20 protein-coding genes are annotated in these 22,074 nt (G+C 32.2%); 17 read left to right on the plus strand and 3 right to left on the minus strand.

Annotated elements, in window-relative coordinates; genetic code table 11:
• Nucleotides 1-202: 202 nt before the first annotated feature.
• The 5 genes from N4A57_RS07735 (at nucleotide 203) to N4A57_RS07755 (ending at nucleotide 5,179) form a co-directional block, all read left to right on the plus strand.
• The gene (locus N4A57_RS07735) at nucleotides 203-982 is read left to right on the plus strand and encodes an IclR family transcriptional regulator (protein ID WP_293657322.1); all 780 of its coding nucleotides are present in this window, start codon (nucleotides 203-205) and stop codon (nucleotides 980-982) included.
• A 273-nt stretch (nucleotides 983-1,255) separates the two neighbouring features.
• Entirely contained in the window at nucleotides 1,256-1,552 is a 297-nt protein-coding gene (locus tag N4A57_RS07740) for a hypothetical protein (protein WP_293657323.1), read from the plus strand.
• 563 nt (nucleotides 1,553-2,115) lie between these two features.
• Nucleotides 2,116-4,188: a methyl-accepting chemotaxis protein gene (locus N4A57_RS07745; RefSeq protein ID WP_293657324.1), complete on the plus strand. Its 2,073-nt coding sequence runs from the start codon at nucleotides 2,116-2,118 to the stop codon at nucleotides 4,186-4,188.
• Between the two features lie 177 nt (nucleotides 4,189-4,365).
• Entirely contained in the window at nucleotides 4,366-4,791 is a 426-nt protein-coding gene (locus N4A57_RS07750; protein ID WP_293657325.1) for a YjdF family protein, read from the plus strand.
• A 19-nt stretch (nucleotides 4,792-4,810) separates the two neighbouring features.
• On the plus strand, nucleotides 4,811-5,179 hold the full coding sequence (locus N4A57_RS07755; RefSeq protein WP_293657326.1) for a ribosomal maturation YjgA family protein: 369 nt from the start codon (nucleotides 4,811-4,813) through the stop codon (nucleotides 5,177-5,179).
• A 28-nt stretch (nucleotides 5,180-5,207) separates the two neighbouring features.
• On the opposite strand, the gene N4A57_RS07760 is transcribed toward N4A57_RS07755, so the two are convergent.
• Nucleotides 5,208-6,143, minus strand: a complete 936-nt coding sequence (locus tag N4A57_RS07760; protein ID WP_293657328.1) for a TDT family transporter — start codon at nucleotides 6,141-6,143, stop codon at nucleotides 5,208-5,210.
• 12 nt (nucleotides 6,144-6,155) lie between these two features.
• Nucleotides 6,156-6,623 carry a C-GCAxxG-C-C family protein gene (locus tag N4A57_RS07765; RefSeq protein ID WP_293657330.1) on the minus strand — a complete coding sequence of 156 codons (468 nt, stop codon included), beginning with the start codon at nucleotides 6,621-6,623 and terminating at the stop codon, nucleotides 6,156-6,158.
• Between the two features lie 199 nt (nucleotides 6,624-6,822).
• Between N4A57_RS07765 and N4A57_RS07770 the strand changes: the two genes are divergently transcribed.
• The 12 genes from N4A57_RS07770 (at nucleotide 6,823) to N4A57_RS07825 (ending at nucleotide 20,968) form a co-directional block, all read left to right on the plus strand.
• Nucleotides 6,823-8,151 carry an aminotransferase-like domain-containing protein gene (locus N4A57_RS07770; protein WP_293657332.1) on the plus strand — a complete coding sequence of 443 codons (1,329 nt, stop codon included), beginning with the start codon at nucleotides 6,823-6,825 and terminating at the stop codon, nucleotides 8,149-8,151.
• A 91-nt stretch (nucleotides 8,152-8,242) separates the two neighbouring features.
• The gene (locus N4A57_RS07775; RefSeq protein WP_293657334.1) at nucleotides 8,243-8,803 is read left to right on the plus strand and encodes a hypothetical protein; all 561 of its coding nucleotides are present in this window, start codon (nucleotides 8,243-8,245) and stop codon (nucleotides 8,801-8,803) included.
• Between the two features lie 15 nt (nucleotides 8,804-8,818).
• On the plus strand, nucleotides 8,819-9,184 hold the full coding sequence (locus N4A57_RS07780; RefSeq protein WP_293657336.1) for a hypothetical protein: 366 nt from the start codon (nucleotides 8,819-8,821) through the stop codon (nucleotides 9,182-9,184).
• A 480-nt stretch (nucleotides 9,185-9,664) separates the two neighbouring features.
• Nucleotides 9,665-10,006: a hypothetical protein gene (locus N4A57_RS07785; protein ID WP_293657337.1), complete on the plus strand. Its 342-nt coding sequence runs from the start codon at nucleotides 9,665-9,667 to the stop codon at nucleotides 10,004-10,006.
• A 469-nt stretch (nucleotides 10,007-10,475) separates the two neighbouring features.
• Entirely contained in the window at nucleotides 10,476-13,208 is a 2,733-nt protein-coding gene (locus N4A57_RS07790; RefSeq protein WP_293657339.1) for a molybdopterin-dependent aldehyde oxidoreductase, read from the plus strand.
• Between the two features lie 382 nt (nucleotides 13,209-13,590).
• Nucleotides 13,591-15,861: a pyridine nucleotide-disulfide oxidoreductase/dicluster-binding protein gene (locus N4A57_RS07795; RefSeq protein WP_293657341.1), complete on the plus strand. Its 2,271-nt coding sequence runs from the start codon at nucleotides 13,591-13,593 to the stop codon at nucleotides 15,859-15,861.
• A 2-nt stretch (nucleotides 15,862-15,863) separates the two neighbouring features.
• Nucleotides 15,864-16,073 (plus strand): DVU_1557 family redox protein, encoded by a 210-nt coding sequence (locus N4A57_RS07800; RefSeq protein ID WP_293657343.1) that lies wholly within the window; start codon nucleotides 15,864-15,866, stop codon nucleotides 16,071-16,073.
• A gap of 13 nt (nucleotides 16,074-16,086) precedes the next feature.
• A complete protein-coding gene (trsM, locus tag N4A57_RS07805; RefSeq protein ID WP_293657345.1) occupies nucleotides 16,087-16,815 on the plus strand; it encodes a DVU_1556 family methyltransferase in 729 nt (242 codons plus the stop codon).
• Nucleotides 16,816-16,827: 12 nt separating this feature from the next.
• Complete coding sequence (locus N4A57_RS07810; protein ID WP_293657346.1) at nucleotides 16,828-17,277, plus strand: DVU_1555 family C-GCAxxG-C-C protein; 450 nt, start codon at nucleotides 16,828-16,830, stop codon at nucleotides 17,275-17,277.
• On the plus strand, nucleotides 17,274-18,626 hold the full coding sequence (gene trsS, locus N4A57_RS07815) for a radical SAM (seleno)protein TrsS (RefSeq protein WP_330671483.1): 1,353 nt from the start codon (nucleotides 17,274-17,276) through the stop codon (nucleotides 18,624-18,626). Before N4A57_RS07810 ends, trsS begins: the two co-directional genes overlap by 4 nt.
• Nucleotides 18,626-19,948, plus strand: a complete 1,323-nt coding sequence (locus N4A57_RS07820; RefSeq protein WP_293657347.1) for a DVU_1553 family AMP-dependent CoA ligase — start codon at nucleotides 18,626-18,628, stop codon at nucleotides 19,946-19,948. Before trsS ends, N4A57_RS07820 begins: the two co-directional genes overlap by 1 nt.
• A gap of 255 nt (nucleotides 19,949-20,203) precedes the next feature.
• Entirely contained in the window at nucleotides 20,204-20,968 is a 765-nt protein-coding gene (locus tag N4A57_RS07825) for an NAD-dependent protein deacylase (protein ID WP_293657351.1), read from the plus strand.
• A 138-nt stretch (nucleotides 20,969-21,106) separates the two neighbouring features.
• Here the strand turns inward: N4A57_RS07825 and N4A57_RS07830 are convergent, their stop codons facing one another.
• A complete protein-coding gene (locus N4A57_RS07830; protein WP_293657348.1) occupies nucleotides 21,107-21,679 on the minus strand; it encodes a DNA-3-methyladenine glycosylase I in 573 nt (190 codons plus the stop codon).
• Between the last annotated feature and the right edge of the window lie 395 nt (nucleotides 21,680-22,074).

Below are 22,074 nucleotides of genomic sequence, written 5' to 3' on the forward strand. Positions count from 1 at the left end.
TGTCACAAGCTAAAGGGTGAATCTTCGTAAGATAGGTTCATGAGTCATGTTAGAGTATCATAGGATGTTGTGACGTTCCTCAATTCCAAAAATTTTCAATATATTTTCCCTTATAGGCAAATAACCAGTGAAATGACTAATTTATTTTCTGAATATGCCTAATATGATATAATCTAATCTATCAGTGAAAGTAGGTGGCAAAATGGCTGAAGAAAGTTCAGTTAATCAAAGTTTAAATAAAGCATTAGATATCCTAAATTATTTTGATGAAAAAAATCCAAGTAGGGGACTTAGCCAGTTAGCAAAGGTATCTGGTTATCCTAAGGCTACTGTATATAGAATTTTAAATACTTTTGAAAAAAATGGTTTTTTAAGAAAAGTCCATATAGATGGAAAGGCAAATCAGTATGAATTAGGAATAAGGTTTTTAGAACTAGGTTCTATTGTTTCTGAAAATCTAGAAATAGTAGACGTGGCTAGACCCTTTATGAAAGAATTAAGGGATAATATAAATGAGGATGTACAAATGGTAATGAGAGAAGAAAATCATGTATACTATGTGGAAAAATTCATGTGTTCTCATCCTGTAAGACTTTTTACTAAAAAGGGAAGAAAAGCAGGCTTTACTGCTGGGGCTTGTCCAAGGGCCATACTGTCATTTTTAGATGATCATGAGATAAATATTTTATTAGGTGAAGAAGAGTTTATAAAATATACAGAAGGCACTATTGTGGAAAAGGAAAAACTGTGGCATATGATAAGGGAAAGTAGAGAGGTAGGATACACTATAAGTTATGGGGAAATGGAGGCACATACTATAGGAATAGGGGTTCCCATATACGATTATAAAGAAAATGTAGTGGGAGCCATATCTATAGCAGGTCCTGATCAAAGGTTTACAAAGGACAAGTTACCCTATTTAATAGAAAAAACTTTAAATACGGCTAATAGTATATCTAGGGCCCTAGGTTATAGAGGCTAGACTTTAAGAGTCTAGCTTTTAAGTCATATGAAAGAAATATATTAGTCAGTTCTCTGAAGGATTTGGATTATTTTCAAGGCATGGTGAGCGAGCATATTAAACATATGTAAGGGATCCATAACGAAGAAAATAATTCAAATAACCAGTGAAATAACTAATTTATTTTTTGAATATGCCTAATGTGCCTAAAAAATAAAGTCAGAATTTTTGTAACAAGATACAATCCCATGGAATATTATATAGTATGAGATCAGTGTAGGGGATTGGTGATAGATGATTAGTGATATAAAAATAAAGGTAGATGCCTATGAGGTTGTAATTGGTGAATACAGGGAAGAAATGGAAAAACTAATTAAAAAACTTTCTGAGATAAAGAAAGAATACTATATACTAGAGGTTAGAAAAAAGATAGAAGAATGTATAAGTGGGAGTGAAAAGATAGAAAGAATATCTGAGGAATATAGATATAAAAGGGATGAAGTATATAAATTACATAATCACATTAATGAACTTGGAAAAGTTATTATATATATTGAGAAGGAATTAAAAGGTATACAGAAATTTGTATAAAGAAAGCTTAGTATTACGAAATCTATATAGATTTCTGGTGTATAAACTTGCTTTATGCGGGCCTATTTCAGGAAACCATTGAAAATCTTTTCCACCCAAGTCCTTGTCACAAGCGAAAGTGTGAATCTTCGTATATAGGTTCATGAGTCATGTTCAAGGAGCATAGGATGTTGTGACGTTCCAGGGTTCCAAAGATTTTCAATGGTTTCCCTTATAGGCAAGTTACTGTATAGAGAAAGCTTAGTGTCACGAAATCTATAAGCGTAGGCGGTACAGAAATAGTGCATAGATTTACTGCATACAAATTTAGACAAAAATATTAAAAATAAGACAATTTTCTATGGATATAATTAAGGAAATGTGGTAAAATGATAGAGTCTTTAGGGTAGACAGATCTAGAACAAAATATAGTAATTATATGAATGGGATGCTAAATGTTGGCATCTCTATTTTTTTTGTAAAAATATGCGATTATTTTTCATCGATTTAAGATGTAATAATAATACATAAAATTGAATATATGGTAAAATAAGTATGGATATGTGTTTAAAGGGGGGGAAATAATGAACAATTTTAAGATGAAAAACAAATTATTAACCATGTTTATGGTGACAGGAGTAATACCAATTCTTTTATTATCTGGATTCTTTTATTATGAAATAGAAGGACATTTGACAAAAGAAATTTATGCTAAGAACAACATCTTTTTAGAGCTTACAAAGGAAGAATTAAATAGGTATTTTTCTGAAAGAAAGGGAGATGGAAGAACTTTAGCTAAAAACCAGTCCATAGAAGAACTTCTAAATATCTATTATGAAGAGGGTTCCTATTCAGAATCATTTTTAACTCAAAAGGTAAGAACTGCAGAATTTCTAAAAACAGTAGTAAAGGAATATAATTATACGGATATATTTATAACGAATGAAAAGGGTGTAGGTATATTTTCAGTAAATAATAAAAATTTAAAGGGTGCTCAGTTATATAGAAGAAATTACATAAAGAAATGTTTAGGTGGGAAACAAATCTGGTCTGACCTGTTTTTTTCAGATGTTACAGCAGAGAATATTATGACCCTGTCTACACCTATATATTATGAGAATACGGCTGACTTAATTGGTACAGTAAATATTATTATAAATCAAGATAGATTAAATGAAATTGTCCATGGGGGAATAGAGAAAATAGGTAAAAGTGGAGATTCGTATTTAGTTAACGAGGAAGGTTTGCTTTTTAGTGAGACAAAACAGAACAAATATAAGGAAAATGCAGCTCTTAAGGAAAGTATTAATACAAGGGCCATCCAATTATTGTCAAAGGAAATAAAGGCTAATAATAAGGAATATACTCATATGGATAGATATAATGATTATCTAAATAAACCTGTATTTGGTAGCTTAGGAGTCATAACCTTAGGAGATAAACCAATGGGCCTAGTAATTGAAGTAGGTGAAGAAGAGGCCTTTGCTCAATTAAAAAATATAAAAAAGTTAATAGGAATAGTTAATCCCATATTATTGGCAGTAGGAGTAATTTTAGCCTTATTTATGGCTAACTTAATACAAAAACCAATAGTAGAAATAGCTAAAAAAGCTAAAACAGTAGCTGATTTAGATCTTAGGGAAAATATAGATAAGAAACTTATAAAAAGAAAAGATGAGGTAGGTATAATAGGAGAATCAGTTCAATCTATAATAATTAATTTAAGATCCTTTTTAAATCAAGTGGGAGAAACATCAAATCAAGTGGCTGAATCTTCACAAGAACTATCAGCTACAGCAAGGCAGGTAAACTTAGTTTCAGAGGAAGTGGCAAGAACTATAGAAGAGATAGCCTTAAGTGCAAACAATCAAGCAAAGGATACTCAAATTGGAACAGAAAATGCTTTAGATTTAGGAACTATTATAGAAAAAAATCAAGAATACCTAGAACAATTAAATAAAAGTTCTAATATTATAGATAGAAATGTTAAGGAAGGACTAGATGTGGTATATGAATTAGTACAAAAGACTAATACTACAAAAAAGGCAACAGAGGAAATATATAGTACTAGCTTAGAGGCTGATAACAGTTCTGCGGCAATAGGTTCTGCCAGTGCCCTTATAGCTCAAATAGCAGAGAAAACCAATCTACTTGCTTTAAATGCAGCCATAGAGGCAGCACGGGCTGGTGAGCATGGCAGGGGATTTTCCGTGGTGGCAGAAGAAATTAGAAAATTAGCAGAACAGTCTACCAAATCTACTAAGGAAATAGATAATATAGTAACGGAACTAATCAATAATTCTAAAAAGACAGTAAAGTCAGTAGAAACGGTTAAGGAAATAATAGGGAGTCAAGAAGAAAGTGTTAAAAACATAGAATCTAAATATGGTGAAATTTCAGCAAGTGTAGAAGTATCTCTAGGGGTAATAGGAAGACTTAATGAGTCAGGAGAGACCTTGGAGAAGGGAAAAAATAATATACTAAATATAATGGAAAACCTATCAGCCCTAGCAGAAGAAAATGCAGCGTCAACAGAAGAAACATCCGCATCAACGGAAGAACAAAGGGCATCTGTTGAGGGAATGGCAAGTTCTAGCGAAGCCTTATCAGATCTTGCACAGGAATTACAAAAGGTCATAAGTAAATTTAAAATATAGACAAGAAGGCCTCTATAAATGGCCTAGAAATTGGGAAGTTATTATGATAATATAAAGATGCCAAAATAAAAACACAGTTCTGGTTGGTAGTCCAGACCTATACTTATGTGTAGCAGTAACCTGCCCCCTTTGGGTTGTCCATTTCTGGTAATTGAATATTTCAAAGGGGATGACATTATGAATATGGTAAAATCAAGGTTTAATGTGATGTTTGAAAAGGGTTTTTGGGTTGCATATTTAGAGGTGTTTCACAAGGATGAATACCAAGTAGGCAGGTATGTGTTTGGACCAGAGCCTACAGAACCGGAAGTCTTTGAGTTTATAGTTAACAATGATTATTCTAGAGTAAGATTGTCTAGGGCCTTTAAAGAAAAATCAAAGAAGGAACCACAAAGGATAAATCCAAAGAGAAGACAAAGGGAAGTGGCAAAGGAACGGAATAAAAAAAGCCCATGTACAAAGGCACAGGAGGCCTTGAAAGTCCATATGGAAGAATGGAAAAGAGTTAGTAATAAAAAGAAAAAAGAGGAGAGACATAAGGAAAAAGAAGAAAGATATTTAAAGAAGCAATTAAAGAAAAAAGAGAAGAAAAAAGGACATTAGGGAAGGCATATATGGAAAAATGGATAGATTAAAATATATATTATTAACTATTATAACAATAATATTAGGTTTATTATCTAGAAAATTTACTAATATATTTCCACTATATATTGGTGATATATTGTGGGCAACTATGGTCTATTTCATATTAAGAAGTATCTTTATAAAGAATATATACAGAAATATAGTTCTATATACGTTAATATTTTCATATACTATAGAACTTTCTCAATTATATAAAAGTCCCTGGATAAATAAAATAAGAAGTATTAGATTATTTGGGCTAATATTGGGATATGGATTTTTATGGAGTGATCTTATATATTATGCTATAGGAGCCTGTATAGGATTTTTAGTAGATTATGCTTTTACAAATAGCACAAGCTAAGGGCTTGTGCTATTTTAAGTATGAATATTTATTTAGAAATTGAACAAGTAATAGATTTTCTATGATTTATCATGTATAAGATGAGTACATAAAATACCATAGAAATGGCAAATAACTCTTCAATTTTAAATATGTATTTCAAAATAGTAGTATTAACATTTAAAGAAGTTAAATAACCTATAGATTTTTTCATAGCTATGGCACTTATTACAAAGGGAAATGTGAAGGCTGAATAACTTGGATAAAATCTAAGACTTAATAGTTTAATAGAACGAATAAGGGCATAAAGGGTCATTAGTAGTGATAGACCTAAAAGGCCATAGACTAATGTTTCGTTCTTATGACTAAAAGAGCTCAAATATCCTGCTAGACATAAACTTCCTGGAGCTGCCATGATTAAAACAGTAGGCATGGCAGGTTCCTTTGTAATTTTTAATTTTATAAGCCTATATATTACAATGGGAAGTAGTATTATGTAACTTGTAAGGCCAAAATAAAATATTATCTTTCCAATATGTTGTAACTTATAAGGAACACAGGTAATACTTCCCACTACTATACCCGCATATACTATGAAATAACTAGGAAAAACCTTAGTCATATTAAAATTTAATATATATTTTTTAGTAAAGTCTATGAGTAATAGTATATGTAGACCTAGACCTAAGGACCATATTAAAAAGGCCATAGTATAATGGAACTTTATAATATAGGTGGACAAAATCATTACGGCCATGGGGAGTGTTAGAAATACACTATTAACTATGGGATTTTCTAATTCCTTACTAACTACCTTAGGTAATAGAATTATTTTGAATATTAATAAAAATAAAATACTAAAGCTAAAGAATCCACATATATATTTAAAAATTAAGCCATAACTACTCACTAAATTACCACAGGCAGCTAGACCTAGCATTAAACCAGCTATGGGTAAGGGGATTGATTTTATATAATCCTTCATATTAATCATTCCTTAAAAATTAATACTTTCTAAATCTATTATGTTATTATCTATTAATTTTTCTGCAACCCATCGAGATACTAAACCAGTAATAGTAACACAGTGTTTTTTTCTTTCTGGACTGCCAAATTCAAAATTCCTAACTATGACTCTACAACAGGTACTTTTGTATTCTTTCTTTATAAAGTCATGAAGTTCTGCTGCTAATGGGAACATGGCATCATTCATAGGTTCACCATGATTTCTACCAAAGGCCATTCCTAGGGCCATTTGACCACCACTAACGGCACCACATAAGCATCCTGCTTTTCCCATACCCACAGGGAATCCAGATGCCATTTTAGTTATACTTTCATGGAAAGGCCATCCAAGTAATTCATTTATAGTATGAACTACAGATTCTGAACAAAAAAACTCTCCCTTTTGGAAATATCCTTCTGCCCTTTGTTGAACTTTGTCTAATAATTCTTGTTTTTCCATAAAATCTGCCTCCTAAAAAATGTTTTATTGAAAAAGTTTATAATTATACAAAAACTATAATAAATTCTTATAGTCGAAATTTGTATAATCATAGGGACTTAATCCTATAGGTATATTATAATTGATATGGAATTACAGAATTTTATAAAAAAAGCAATCTGTATTAATACAGATTTCAAACCTATAAAAGAGGGATATTATGAGTAAATATTTAAGCATAATTACATATATAAATGATTTAATAGAAAATCATAAACTAAAGGGAGGAGATAAACTCCCATCCGTAAGAAAACTATCAGAAATATTAAACTGTAGTCCTCAGACTGTGGTTAGGGCTTACAAGAAACTTGAAAATGATCATATAATATATGCAGTCAAAAAAAGTGGTTATTATTTAGTATCAAAATTAGAGAGTAAAGAAAATATAATAAAGGAAATAGACTTTTCAACAGTGACACCACATATAGATAGTCTTGCCTATGAGAAATTTAATCATTGTCTCAACCACGTTTTAAATATATATAAGATGGATTTTAGTAAATATGGAGATCCTCAAGGGTTGGATTCTTTAATAAAAACTATACGAAAATATTTGCAAAATTATCAAATATTCACTAAGGAAAGTGAAATATTTATCACATCAGGCACTCAACAGGCTGTAGATTTACTCGTTAAAATGGATTTTAATGAAGGAAAGAAAACCATATTAATAGAAAATCCCACCTATCATAGAATTATAAAGAGCTTAAAAGTTAAGGGCATAGCTATTAAAACCATAGAAAGAAAAAATAATACAATAGACTTAAATAGATTAGAAGAAATATTTAAAAGAGAAAATATTAAGTTTTTTTACATAATACCTAGATACCATAATCCCCTAGGAGGGTCACTAGATTTAAAAACTAAAAAGGAAATAGTCAGGTTGGCTAATATATATAATGTGTATATAGTTGAGGATGATTATTTAGTAGATTTAGACGAATGTATGAGGAACTATTCCCTGTACAATTTAGATATAAATAATAGGGTAATATACCTAAAAACCTTTTCTAAAATATTACTACCAGGTTTAAGAATAAGTACTACCATAATGCCTCCTGATTTATGCAAGAAGTTTCTAGAATATAAAACCCATGCAGATGTACATACGTCTACCTTAACTCAAGGGGCACTAGACTTATACATTAGAAATGGCATGCTTAATAAATCCATAGAACAAATGAAAAGCACATATGGGAAAAGAAGAAGGAAAATGAAGGAAGTATGCCATAAATTTCAAAGTCCCAATTATAAAATAAATATTCCTAAGGGAGGACTTTTCCTATCTATTGAAGTAAATAAAAAAATTAATTTAAAAGAATTGATAGACCATATGAAGAAATCCAATATTAAATTGAGAAATAGTTCAGAGTGCTTCTATAATTATGAAGGAAAAATGAATTTATTAACCCTATCCATATCAAGGGTCAATGAGGATGAAATAGAGATGGGACTAAATAAAATATTTCATTATTTAAATAAATTCTAACTTGTTTTATTTTAAATAGTCAATTAAACTAAGGCAGTTGGTATTTTTATGAGACAAATCTATTATAATATGAAATATGGAGAGATATGATATGAATTACAAAGGTATATATGAAAAGGTCTATGAATTAATGGATGTACAATTAATAGATGGAGATTGTGGAAAACTCTGTAACCATCATTGTTGTAGGACCTATGATGGAGAAGAAAAGATGGGCATATACTTAATGCCTTATGAATATGAGAGCATCCTAAGAAATAGTGAATTTAACAAAAACCTAAAGGTAGAGAGGCATACTAGTTTTGAATATGACATACCCCCTAATGTAGAATATCTTCACTACATTTATTGTGAAGATGAATTTGGATGTTTAAGGAATTTAAGACCTATCCAATGTAGGACTTATCCCTTTGAACCACATATGGAAAAGGGAGAACTATATTTAGTAATAGAAAAGGATCAAATTCACAATTGTCCCCTAATAGATAAAATGGACCTGTGGAGGGAAGAATTCATAAAGAGAATATATTTAGGATGGAAAGAGTTAATAGGAATAAAGAAAGTTAGACGTGTAGTTGAATTTGATAGTAAACAAAGGTATGATAATAATAACATAAAAATTAAATTATCAGAGTCAGACATATTAATCTAAAGAGGATGTGTTAATATGAGTAATATCATAGGTTTAATATTAGGAGCTTTAGTTGGATATGTAGTATGGAGGTTAATAGGTTCCTCCTATAGGGTAGAAGGAGATATATTAAAAATCAGGGGTGGTCTTAGGAAATATGAGATTCCAATCCATAGTATAAAAAAGATTGTGGAAACACAAAAGGGCAAGCCTCCTAAGGCAGAGGAATCAGAAAAATACATATTTGCCAGTGGAGCCTATAATTTGGGAACAAAGAATGTAATATTGTATACGGATCATAAAAATTATATGGTATCCTTTACTAATACCTCTAACAAGGAACAGATAATGCACGATATAAAAAAGGTTAAGAAAAATATAGTAATTAAAAAAAGACTTTAAAAGAAACCGATAGATTTTTTCTATCGGTTTTTATATTAGGTTTTTATAGATTTAGGAAATTGAAACTGGCGCCTACTTCAGGAAAAGATTTAATTTCTCACAAGTTTAATTACAAAAAAATATATTCGCAATAATTAAAAAAATGAATGAAATTATGCATGGTCAGTATAGTTATTATAAGTATAGTAGTTCTTACTTGTAAAAAGAAGAGGCTATTTTCATGTAATCCATTATAAAAAGAACCTTTCATATTATAACTATAAAAAAATATGGGTTATAATTTTCAGATAAAAGCAAATGTGAAAAAGGGAGTTTTGATTTGGCAGAAATAACATGAAACAGCAAGTTCTTAAGTGAAAAATTTTTATTGAAATTATGTTTGGCCTATTATATTATGTACTGGCACGAGGGAATATTAGAAATTAAATGACATAATAAATTGCATTAAAGTATTAAAAAAATAGATAAGGAGTGGGGAATATGAAAGGGAGAAAAGGAACGGTTTTAGATTGTTGTTTAAAAGCATTTACAGGATTTGTAGCTTGTGTAACTATAGCAGGATTATTAGCTCTTACATTTAGTCTTAGCTGGGTAATATCTAATAATGTATCACCAGAAGTTTCAAGAATAATGACTGTATCATTAGGGGTATTAATGGTAATAAGAATGGCTGTTATTTACTTTGGTACTCATAAGGCTATGTTTGAAATTAATGAGTCATCTTGGAAAAGAAGATCATTGGCCTTTGTTTATAGTCTAGTACCATCTGCTGCAGGTTTAACTGCATTAAGACCTGTTTATGGAAACAAGAGAAATATTTAATATAAAAGATAATAGAGAAACTACTTCTTAATATAAAAGAGGTAGTTTTTTTATTATCTTTTATAGTTTGTTAACTGTAGAGGGAAAACTTGATTTTATAAATCCATAGTAATAAAAGGATATTAATAAAAATATATATATAAGGGACAGGATATATGTACATTTTTGTTAAGCATGTTAAAAGAATATAGATTTATCATTTTCAAACTTGAGTTATGTGAGCCTACTTCAGGAAAATATATTGAAAATCTTTTCCACCCAAGTCCTTGTCACAATCGAAAGTGTGAATCTTCGTAGATAGGTTCATGATTCATGTGGGAGTAACATAGGATGTTGTGACGTTCCAGGGTTCCAAAAATTTTCAATATATTTTCCTTCGTAGGAAAGTTACTGTATAAATAAAGCTTAGTGTTGATAAATCTATAATCAATTTTCAAGTTGATTTTCTATAAGGGAGAGGAGATGTATTATGTTAAGGAAGGAACTTATTATTAATGGAGAAGAAAAGACCATATTAGTAGAGCCTCATGCCAGATTATCGGACATACTTAGAAAGCAGATGCTTTTAACTGGTACAAAGGTTGGTTGTAATAAAGGGGAATGTGGTGCTTGTTCTATTATTCTTAACGGAAAGGTTGTAAGATCCTGTATTACTAGGATGAAGAGAGTTCCAGATGAATCAGAGATTATTACTATTGAAGGGGTAGGGGATAAGGATAATCTTCATCCACTTCAAGTAGCTTGGATGGTACATGGTGCTGCTCAATGTGGTTTTTGTACACCAGGATTTATAGTATCAGCAAAGGCTTTATTAGAAGAGAATAACAATCCATCAAGGGAAGAAGTTAGAGAGTGGTTCCAAAAGAATAGAAATGTATGTCGTTGCACAGGATATAAACCCCTAGTAGATGCAGTTATGGATGCCGCAAGATTAATGAGGGGAGAAATAGAAGTAAAGGATCTTTGGTATGAACTTCCACAAGGAGCTTCCATGTATGGAACAGAGTATGTTCGACCATCGGCCCTAGCTAAGGTAACTGGTAAGTGGGATTTTGGAGCAGATTTAGGTCTAAAGCTTCCTAAGAATACTCTTCATGCAAAATTAGTACAGGCAAAGGTTTCCCATGCCAATATATTATCCATAGATACTTTTGAGGCTCAAAAGGTTCCAGGCGTATATAAGGTTTTAACATACAAAGATGTTAAGGGAACTAATAGGATTAATGGATTGGCCTTTCCAACTAACAAGGGAGATGGTTTAGATAGACCAATATTATGTGACAAAAAAGTATTTCAATTTGGAGATGCCATAGCCATAGTACTTGGAGAAACGGAAAGGGCTGCTAAGGAAGGGGCAGAAAAGGTAAAGGTTCAATTAGAAGAATTACCTGCATATATGAGTGCTCCTGAAGCCATGGATGAAGACGCTATTGAAATTCATCCAGGAACACCAAATATCTACTTTGAGAACAAGCTTGTAAAGGGTGAAGAAACAGCTCCTATTATGAAGAGTGCACCATATGTGGTGGAAGATAGCTTCTATGTTCAAAGACAACCCCATCTACCTATTGAACCAGACGTGGGATTTGCTTATTTAAATGATGAAGGAAAACTTATTATTCATTCTAAAAGTATTGCCCTTCATTTCCATGCCCTTATGATAGCTGATGGTGTTGGAATGAAAGCTGAAGATGTATTTATTGTTCAAAATAATGCAGGGGGAACCTTTGGATACAAATTTAGCCCGACTATGGAAGGTCTATTAGGTGTTGCCACATTGGCTACAAATAGACCTGTATATCTAGAGTTTGATATGTATCAACAAATAACATATACAGGTAAAAGAGCTCCATTTTGGACTAATATGAAAATGGCAGCTAATAAGGATGGTAAGATATTGGCTTTAGAGTCTGACTGGAGTGTTGATCACGGGCCATATTCAGAGTTTGGTGATTTACTTACTATGAGAGGTGTCCAATTTGGTGGAGCTGGATATGATATATCATCCATGAGAGGTAATGGACGTACTGTATGTACAAATCATGCCTGGGGATCAGCTTTCCGTGGATATGGTGCTCCTCAAATACTGTTCCCTTCAGAAGTATTAGTAGATGAGTTAGCAGAAAAAATAGGTATGGATCCCTTTGAATTTAGATATAAAAATGTATATAGAAAGGGAAGTACCACTCCAACAGGTTGTGAACCAGATGTGATTTGTTTACCTGAACTATTAGATAAATTGCGACCAGAATATAAAAAAGCCAAAGGAAGGGCTAAAGAAAAGAATGCTAAGAGTAAGGATAAGAAATATGGTGTTGGCCTTGCCCTATCTATTTATGGTTCAGGGTTAGATGGTGCTGATAGTTCAGAAGCTTGGGCAGAACTTACTCCAAAGGGAGTAACTGTAGGAAATTCATGGGAAGATCATGGTCAAGGGGCAGATATAGGTACACTAACCTATGCCTATGAAGCTTTAAGACCTTTAAAAATAAGTCCTAAAGAAATTAAGCTAGTTATGAATGATATGACTAGAACTCCTAATAGTGGACCTGCTGGTGGAAGTCGTTCAAATGTGGTAACAGGTAATGCCACTGTGGCTGCTTGTAGAAATTTAGTTGAAGGAATGAAAAAGGAAGATGGTACATACAGAACCTATGATGAAATGGTTTCAGAAGGGTTAGATTTAAGATATACGGGTAAATGGACTGCACCATGTACTGATTGTTCTGTTGAAACGGGTCAAGGTAATCCATTTGCAGCTTATATGTATGGTGTTGTAATGTCAGAAGTGGAAGTAGATCTAAATTCTGGTAAAACCCAAGTAGAAAAGATGACCTTATCTGCTGATATAGGTACTATTACTAATAAGTTGGCTGCTGATGGTCAATTATATGGTGGTCTTGCTCAAGGTATTGGTCTAGCCTTAAGTGAAGATTTTGAAGACTTGAAGAAACACACAACCTTAACAGGATGTGGTATTCCTCAAATTAAGGATGTGCCAGACAATATTCAGTTAATCTATACACAAACCCCAAGACCAAATGCAGTATTTGGTGCTTCTGGCGCTGGTGAAATGCCCCTTGCAGCTCCCCATGCATCCATAATTAACGCAATTTATAATGCTTCTAATGTGAGAATAACCCATTTACCAGCTCGTCCAGAAAAGGTATTAGCTGGAATTAAGGAATTAAAGGATAAATAGAAAATCATTGCAGCCTATGTTTATGTAAACATAGGCTGCAATAAATATAGATTTCCCAATAAAAAACTGGCTTTATGTGAGCCTACTTCAGGAAAATATATTGAAAATTTTTTCCACCCAAGTCCTTGTCACAAGCGAAAGTGTGAATCTTCGTAGATAGGTTCATGAGTCATGTTAAAGTAGTATAGGATGTTGTGACGTTCCAGGGTTCCAAAAATTTTCAATATATTTTCCCTTGTAGGCAAGTTACTGTATAAAACAAATTCAAAATCAAGAAATCTATATAGGTTTATGTGAGCCTATTTTCCTGAGATAGGCCCACATAAATCTTATTCTGAGTTAATAAATCTATAAAAGAATGTGAAAAGGAAGTTGAATGAGGATGGATTTAGATAAGTTACTGAGTAAACAGGATCTATGTATTACTGATAATGCACCACCTTGTAATGGGGCTTGTCCATTACATGTGGATATACTTTCTTTTATAAGGGAAATTAAGGATAAAAATTTTGAGAGGGCCTATAGGATATTAAATAAGAAAATACCCTTTACTAGGATAATATGTAGGATTTGTGATCATCCCTGTGAGAGGGTATGTTTGAGAAGGGAATTGGGTGGGCCTATTCAAATATCAAAGTTGGAGAAAATAGCCATAGAATATGGGTATACAAAACCTAAGAAGAAATTTGGAATTCCTAGGAAACCTTTTAAAATCGCTGTAATAGGTGGAGGAATAAGTGGATTGTGTGTAGCCAATGAGTTGGATAAAAAGGGGTATAATGTGACCATATATGAGGCAAAATCTCAACTTGGCGGTAGCCTATGGGATTTTCATGAAAAAATTCTTCCAAAGGATATACTAGAAGAAGAAATTAAAGAAATAAGTAAAAAGAAAATCCAAATAAAACTTAATACAGAGGTTGGAAAGGATATAAAAATAAATGAAATATTAGGTGAATATGATGGAGTATATTTGGGAACTGGCCTTTGGCCAAAGGAACTTAAAATCAATCCAGTGACCTTTCAAACCCAGGTGGATAATCTATTTGCTGGAGGATATGTCTTCAGTGCTAATGATTCTGTAATTGAATCTGTGTCATCTGCCCTAAGGGCAGCCACTTCTATCACTAGATTTGTAAATAAGAAATCTCTAACGGCAGCTAGGGAAAGGGAAGGTTCTTATGAATCACTATCAAATATGGATATATCACATATTGAACATGTTAGACCATATGATTTAAATATGGAAGAGGATCTTAAAGAAAAGGCTTCCCTTGAAGCGGGTAGATGTACCCAGTGTGAGTGCAGAGATTGTGTTAAGGCATGTGCCCATCTAAATAAATTCAATGTGGATCCCAAAAAGTATATAAGGCATATAAATCATAATGAAAATATTGTACTTGGAAATCATAGGGCCAATAAGATGATTAATTCTTGTACATTATGTGGTCTATGTGGAGAAGTATGTCCTAATAGCTTAAGTATGAAGGATATAATCATGGAAACAAGGCAAAGTATGGTAAAAAGAAATAAGATGCCCCCATCTGCCCATGATTTTGCCTTAAGGGATATGGAATATAATAATAGCCACAATTTTAAGCTTTTAAAACATGGACCAAATATGAAAGAAAGTGAATATATATTCTTTCCAGGATGTCAACTAAGTGCTTCTGCTCCTTCATATGTGCCTAAGGTTTATGATTATCTTCTGAATAAAATAAAAAAGGTAGGATTAGGCCTTGGATGTTGCGGTGCACCAGGAGAGTGGTCAGGTAGAATGGATATGTTTAATGAAAATATAGAAAAACTAAAGGATGACTGGATTAAAATGGGTAAGCCCATCTTAATACTGGCCTGCTCAACTTGCTATTACATATTTAAAACCTATATGCCTGAAATAAATATAGTATCCCTATGGGATATGATGGTTGATCTTGGAATCCCATCAGGAAAAAGAGTAGAAAATAAACCTGCTTTAGCTCTTCACGATGCCTGTACAACTAGATATGATAAAAATATCCATGAAAGTGTAAGAAGAATTATTAAGGACCTTGGATATCATATTGAAGAATTAAATTATTCTAAGGAAAAAACAGAGTGTTGTGGTTATGGAGGATTAGTATATTATGCCAATAGGGAAATGGCTGAAGATTTTATTGAGAAGAGAATAAATGAAAGTTCTAAAGACTATGTGGCCTATTGTTTCATGTGTAGAGATTTATTTGCATCAAAGGGAAAAAGAACTCTTCATATTTTAGATCTAATATATGGTGAAAATCTGGACATTCTCTCTCAAAAGAAGGGACCTACCCTTTCAGAAAGACATGAAAATAGAACCAGATTAAAACTCCATCTATTAAAAACCTTATGGGGAGAAGAAAATCTTCAATTAGATAATAGGGGATTAAATTTGATAATCCCTGAAAATACAATGAAAAATATGGAAGATAGATTAATCCTAAAGGAACATATTAATGAGGTTATTGAGTATGGAGAAAAAAATAATAGAAAGTTTTTAAATCCAGAAAATAGCCACTTACTTACCTATAAAAAAATTGTGAATGTCACCTATTGGGTGGAATATGAAAAAAGTGAAGATGCCTTTATAATTCACAATGTGTACAGTCATAGAATGGAAATATTGGAGGATTAAATATGACATTTAAGAATTATGATGAGGAAATTAAATGGATTTGTTCTAAATGTGGTTCCCCTCTCAAGGAGGAAAAGGTTAAGCTCATATATTTAGGAGGAGATTTTCAAGTAGAATTATTAAAATGCCCTAATTGTAAATTAGTACTAATTACAGAAAAATTAGCCCAAGGGAAAATGCTTTTAGTAGAACAAAATTTAGAGGATAAATAATAGGGGGAACATTATGTTTTCATGTGGATCTAACTCTGTTTATGAAAGTGAACATATGAGAAATGTAACGGGAGATACCATAAGACCAGGTGGATTTGACCTTACAGATAGGGCAGTTCATATATGCAACTTTAAAAATAATCATAGGGTTTTAGATGTGGGATGTGGTATGGGTACTACGGTGGCCTACTTAAAGATGAGATACAACCTAGATTCAGTGGGAATTGATCCTTCTAAAAAACTCCTTAAGGAGGGGAAGGTTAAGAATCCTAATCTAAATCTTTATGAAGGATGGGGAGAAAAACTTCCCTTTAAGAACTGTGAAATGGAGGGAGTATTTTGTGAGTGTACTTTATCCTTAATGGAAGATAAAGACATGGTTATGAAAGAAATTTATAGGGTCCTAAAGGATAAGGGGTACTTAGCCATTTCTGATGTTTATGCTAGGGAACCTAGATACATAAATGAATTGAATGAACTTAATTTAAAAAGTTGTCTAAGGGGAATTCACCATGTGGAAGTTTTAAAGGAAAAACTAATTGAAAGGGGATTTGAGATAAGGTCCTTTGAAGACCATACAAATTATTTAAAGGAACTGATGGTTAATATTATTTTTCAATATGGTTCCATGAATGTTTTTTGGAATAAAACAGGAAATTGCAATATTGATTCTAATGAATTGAAAAGGATTTTATCAAAGAGTAAAGTTGGATATTTTCTTTTAATTGCTCAAAAAACATAAGGGGGAATTAGTATGAATGAAATGGCTTTTCGTATATTTCAACTTGCTTCTAGGGGATACTGCTGTACCCAGATAATGGTCAAATTAGTGTTAGAACAAGAGGAAAGAGAAAATAAAGATTTAATAAAAGCTCTAAATGGATTATGTGGAGGAATAGGGTCATCAGGAGGAACTTGTGGAGTTTTAACGGGAGGAATTTGTATATTTGGTCTTTATGGTGGGAAAGAAGATTGTGATAATAATAAGGAAGATTTTAATAATATGATTAAAGAATATATGGAGTGGTTTAAAGAAGAATTTGAAAGTACAGATTGTCTACATATAGTTGGAGAACAGCTGTTAGTAGATGAGTCGGGAGAAATATCCTATCCTGTAAAATGTGGAAGCATTATAGAAAAAAGTTTTAATAGGGTTTGGCAGATTATGGATGAACATGGTTATGAGTTAGGAGAGAGACAATGATGAAGGGGGAAATCATATTCCAAACAGAAAGCCTTTGTCCCATATGCTTAAAGAAAATTAAAGCTTACAGATGGAAGGAAGGGGATAGGGTTTATCTAAAGAAAAAATGTGATGATCATGGAGAGTTTAAGACCCTAATATGGAATGGTGACCCTAGTATTGATAAATGGATAAGGAAAAAGATACCTAGTAGACCAAAGAAAAGTTTTACGGAGATAGAAAAGGGATGTCCCTTTGATTGTGGAATTTGTAATGATCATAGGCAGCATACATGTACAGCTTTAATTGAAGTTACTAATAGGTGTAATTTAGAATGTAGATTTTGTTTTGCTAGCTCAAAAAAAGGAGATCTTCAAGATCCAAGTCTAGATAAAATAAAATCTTGGTATGAAAGACTTTTAGAAGGAGGGGGCCCTTATAATATACAAATATCTGGAGGAGAGCCTACCCTTAGGGATGATTTAGATAAAATAATAGAACTTGGCCATCATATGGGATTTGATTTTATTCAATTAAATACAAATGGATTGAGAATTGCTGAAGATGAGGAGTATGTAAGAAGATTAAAAAAATCAGGCCTAAATTCAGTTTTTTTACAATTTGATGGTACAAATGACAATATATATAAAAGCCTTAGGGGGAAAAATCTTTTTAAAACTAAAGTTAAAGCCATTGAAAATTTGGACAAATATAATATAGGAGTTATTCTTGTTCCAACCCTTGTACCCCATGTGAATATGGATAATATAGGAGAGATAATTGATTTTGCCATAGACCGTATCCCCCATATAAGGGGAGTACATTTTCAACCTGTTAGTTACTTTGGAAGGTTTACTCCTGAAAGTAATGAAAATACAAGAATAACTATTCCAGATATAATAAGGGAAATAGAAAAGCAGACAAGGGGAAGAATCAAAGGAGAAACTCTTAAGGCACCAGGGTGTGAAAATTCTCTTTGTTCTTTCAACGGAAACTACTTATATAGGGGAAAAAACATATTAAAATCCATATCTAAGGAAAGTTGTTGTGGTGAAGTTCAAAGGGCTGAAGTAGGGGCAAAAAAGGCTAGGGCCTTCGTGGCTAGAAATTGGAAGCTACCCAATAAGACCTGTAAATGTGGTGAAGATAATTTTCGTGATGTTTCCACCTTCGATGAGATATTAAATAACCTAAAAACATACACCTTTAGTATTTCTGGTATGGCCTTTCAAGATGCTTGGAATATTGATTTAGATAGGTTAAAAGATTGTTGTATACATGTGGTAAGCCAAAAGGGAGATATAATACCATTTTGTGCATACAACCTTACGGACACTAGGGGTAATTACCTATATAGGGGCAAGTGTTGATGAATATTACTCCCCTAGATAAGTGGATAAGAAAAAAGATTGGACATAAAGGCTCTAATGATTTTAGAAGGGAATTAGATAACTATATATTAGATAAACTAAGGGAAAATATAGAATATGTAAAAAAAAATAGTGTCTTTTATAAGAATCATTTAAGAGAACTAGGGGAAATATATTCTTTTAATGATTTTGAAAAAATTCCCTTTACTAGGGATTCCCATATAATGTGTAACCCTAATCACTTTGTTTGTGTGCCACAAAATCATATTAATAGGATAGTTACTTTAAAAACATCTGGAACTACAGGTGAAAGGAAAAGAATATTTTTCACAAGGGATGATCAAGAATTAACTATTGATTTTTTTAAAATAGGCATGTCAACTTTAGTGCAAAAGGGAGATAGGGTCCTTATTTTACTTCCAGGAGAAAGGGAGGGAAGTGTGGGGGATTTACTTAAAAAGGGCCTAAAGAGAATGGGTGTTAAGGCATATATACATGGACCAATATATGATCCTGAGAAGGTACTAAAAATAATTAAAAATAAGAAAATAAATTCCCTTGTGGCCATTCCTACTCAAGTCCTTTCCCTTATAAGGAATGAAAAAAATAAAGATAAGATAAAATTAAAAAGTGTATTATTAAGTACTGATTATGCTCCAAAGGCAGTAATAAATCAAGTAGAAAGGTTTTTTAAATGCAAGGTATATGATCATTATGGTATGACTGAAATGGGCCTTGGGGCAGGAGTACAATGTGATGCCTTAGAGGGATTTCATTTAAGGGAAGCTGATTTGTATTTTGAGATTATAAATCCTGTCACAAGGGAAGTTGTACCTAAGGGAGAGTATGGGGAAGTGGTGTTTACTACCTTAACAAGAAGGGGTATGCCCCTTATTCGTTATGGTACGGGAGATATAAGCAGAATTATTAATAAACCCTGTCCCTGTGGCACAGCCCTTAAAAGTTTAGATAGGATAATCTATAGAAGAAAAGGGGCCATTTCCCTTTCACAGGGGCACATATTAACTATTGGACAATTGGATGAAATTTTATTTTCAATAAGGGAAATAGGTGATTATGATGGAGTCATGACTAATGATGGAAAAAGGGATTGTTTAACAATATATGTGAATATGGAAGATCCTTTGGGTGAAAGGTTATTTCCTCTTATTTATAATAGACTTGAAGAATGTGAAATAATTAAAAAGTTAATTAAAGGAGATAAACTTACCCTACATATAAGTATGAAAGGAGAAAGGAAAGATTGTTCTAAGGGCACAGAAAAGCGGAAGATAATAGATAAAAGAATATTAAATGTATAGTAAATAAAGTCCATGATTTTATGGGGGTTATGTGGGCCTACTTCAGGTAAATGTATTAAAATTTTTTTCCATCGAAGTCACTGTCACATGTTAAAGTGTGAATTTTTAAGATAGGTTCACGATTCATGTTGACGAATCATAGGATGTTGTGACGTTCCACGATTCCAAAAAATTTTAATACATTTACCTTCGTAGGCAAGTTACTGTATGGGTAAAGCTTTAGTTCATAAATTTATATATGATATAATGAAAAAAATGGATATACTATTTAGTGGGGGTGATCTTTTGAGTGTTGAGATATTGAAAAAAATAATTGATGAAAGTGATAATATTGTGTTCTTTGGAGGAGCTGGCACTTCTACGGAGAGTAATATACCTGATTTTAGAACAGCTGATACGGGGTTATATAGTAGTACGGGACAAAAGTATGCACCAGAAGTTATGTTAAGTCATAGTTTTTTTATGAATCATACAAAGGAGTTTTATGAATTTTATAAGGAAAAGATGATATATAAGGATGCTTTACCTAATTTGGCCCATGTGGCCCTTGGAAATCTTGAAAAGCGTGGGAAATTAAAGGCCATAATAACCCAAAATATTGATGGACTCCATCAAAGGGCTGGTAGTAAAAATGTTTTAGAGCTCCATGGTTCCGTGTACAGAAATTATTGCATGGATTGCAGGGAAAAGTACTCTTTAGATATAGTGACCCAAAGTAGTGAAGTTGTGCCTAAATGTATAAAATGTGGTGGGATTATAAAACCTGATGTGGTTTTATACGAAGAGGGCCTTGATAATTATACTATACAAAGGGCTGTAGAATATATAGCAAATGCAGATGTATTGATCGTAGGGGGAACTTCCCTTGTCGTATATCCAGCAGCAGGATTAATTGAATATTATAGGGGGAATAAGTTAATACTTATTAATAAAAGTACTACAGCTTATGATAATAGGGCTAACTTATTGATTCAGGATAGTATTGGAAAAGTATTAAATGTTGCTATAGGTGAGTTATAAGGACTCACCTTTTTAAATGGAAATAAAAGTAGAGACTTATTGTGTGGACATATTAGATGACCAGACCATTTACATTAAAACAGGATTATCTGTATATAAAATTAGAGAATTTAGTACATATATAATTGAAAAACCATTCTATATATTTTTTTCTATACATTCTTCATATCTAAAACAATCGGTAGTGTGATCATTTACTATGCCCACTGCTTGAAGATAAGAATAGATAATAGTAGTGCCTATGAATTTAAAACCTCTTTTTTTCATATCCTTAGATATCTTATCAGAAAGGCTTGTGGAGGCAGGTAAATGTCCTAAAGTGGCCCACCTATTTATAAGGGGCTTATTGTCCACAAAACTCCATATGTAATTATCAAAGGAACCAAATTCCCTTTGAACTTCCATAAATCTATTAGCATTATTAATAGATGATTCTATCTTTCTTCTATTTCTAATAATTCCCTTATTGGATAATAACTCTTCAATCTTTTTTTCATCATATAAGGCAACTTTTTCATAGTCAAAATTATCATATGAAAGCCTATAATTTTCACGCTTTTTAAGGACTGTTATCCAACTAAGTCCAGCTTGAGCAGATTCAAGGACTAAAAATTCAAAATGAACCCTATCATCATGGACGGGAACTCCCCATTCTTCATCATGATATTTAATATATAAAGGATCTTTTGTTACCCAACCACATCTTGTCACTAGCAAAACCTCCTAAGAACATATGTTTCTGTAAATTATATCATATATTTTCCTAAAGTAGGCAAATATTTTGAGGATAGAAGTAGGGACTAAGTGGTAAATTTTACTCAAAGTATGTCCATCTAAAATTACATAGATAGTAATTATAGTCCATGATTTCATGTTTTTTTCTTTGTTTTAGAAAGGATATATGTAAATGATTTAATAAGTAATATGATATAATTAAAGAAAGACAAGTAAGTAGGGAAGTGAAAAACTTGGCAAAAATTCATGACTTTGATGCTGCCTGGAAATCCATATTGGAAGCATTTGAGGAAGAAGTAGTAGAAGTTCTGTTTCCAGAAATATATTCTAAGATATTATGGGAAGAAGGAACTGAAAGCTTAGATAAGGAA

The organism is Anaeromicrobium sp. (genome assembly GCF_025210435.1).
In the GTDB taxonomy this organism is placed as follows: domain Bacteria; phylum Bacillota; class Clostridia; order Peptostreptococcales; family Thermotaleaceae; genus Anaeromicrobium.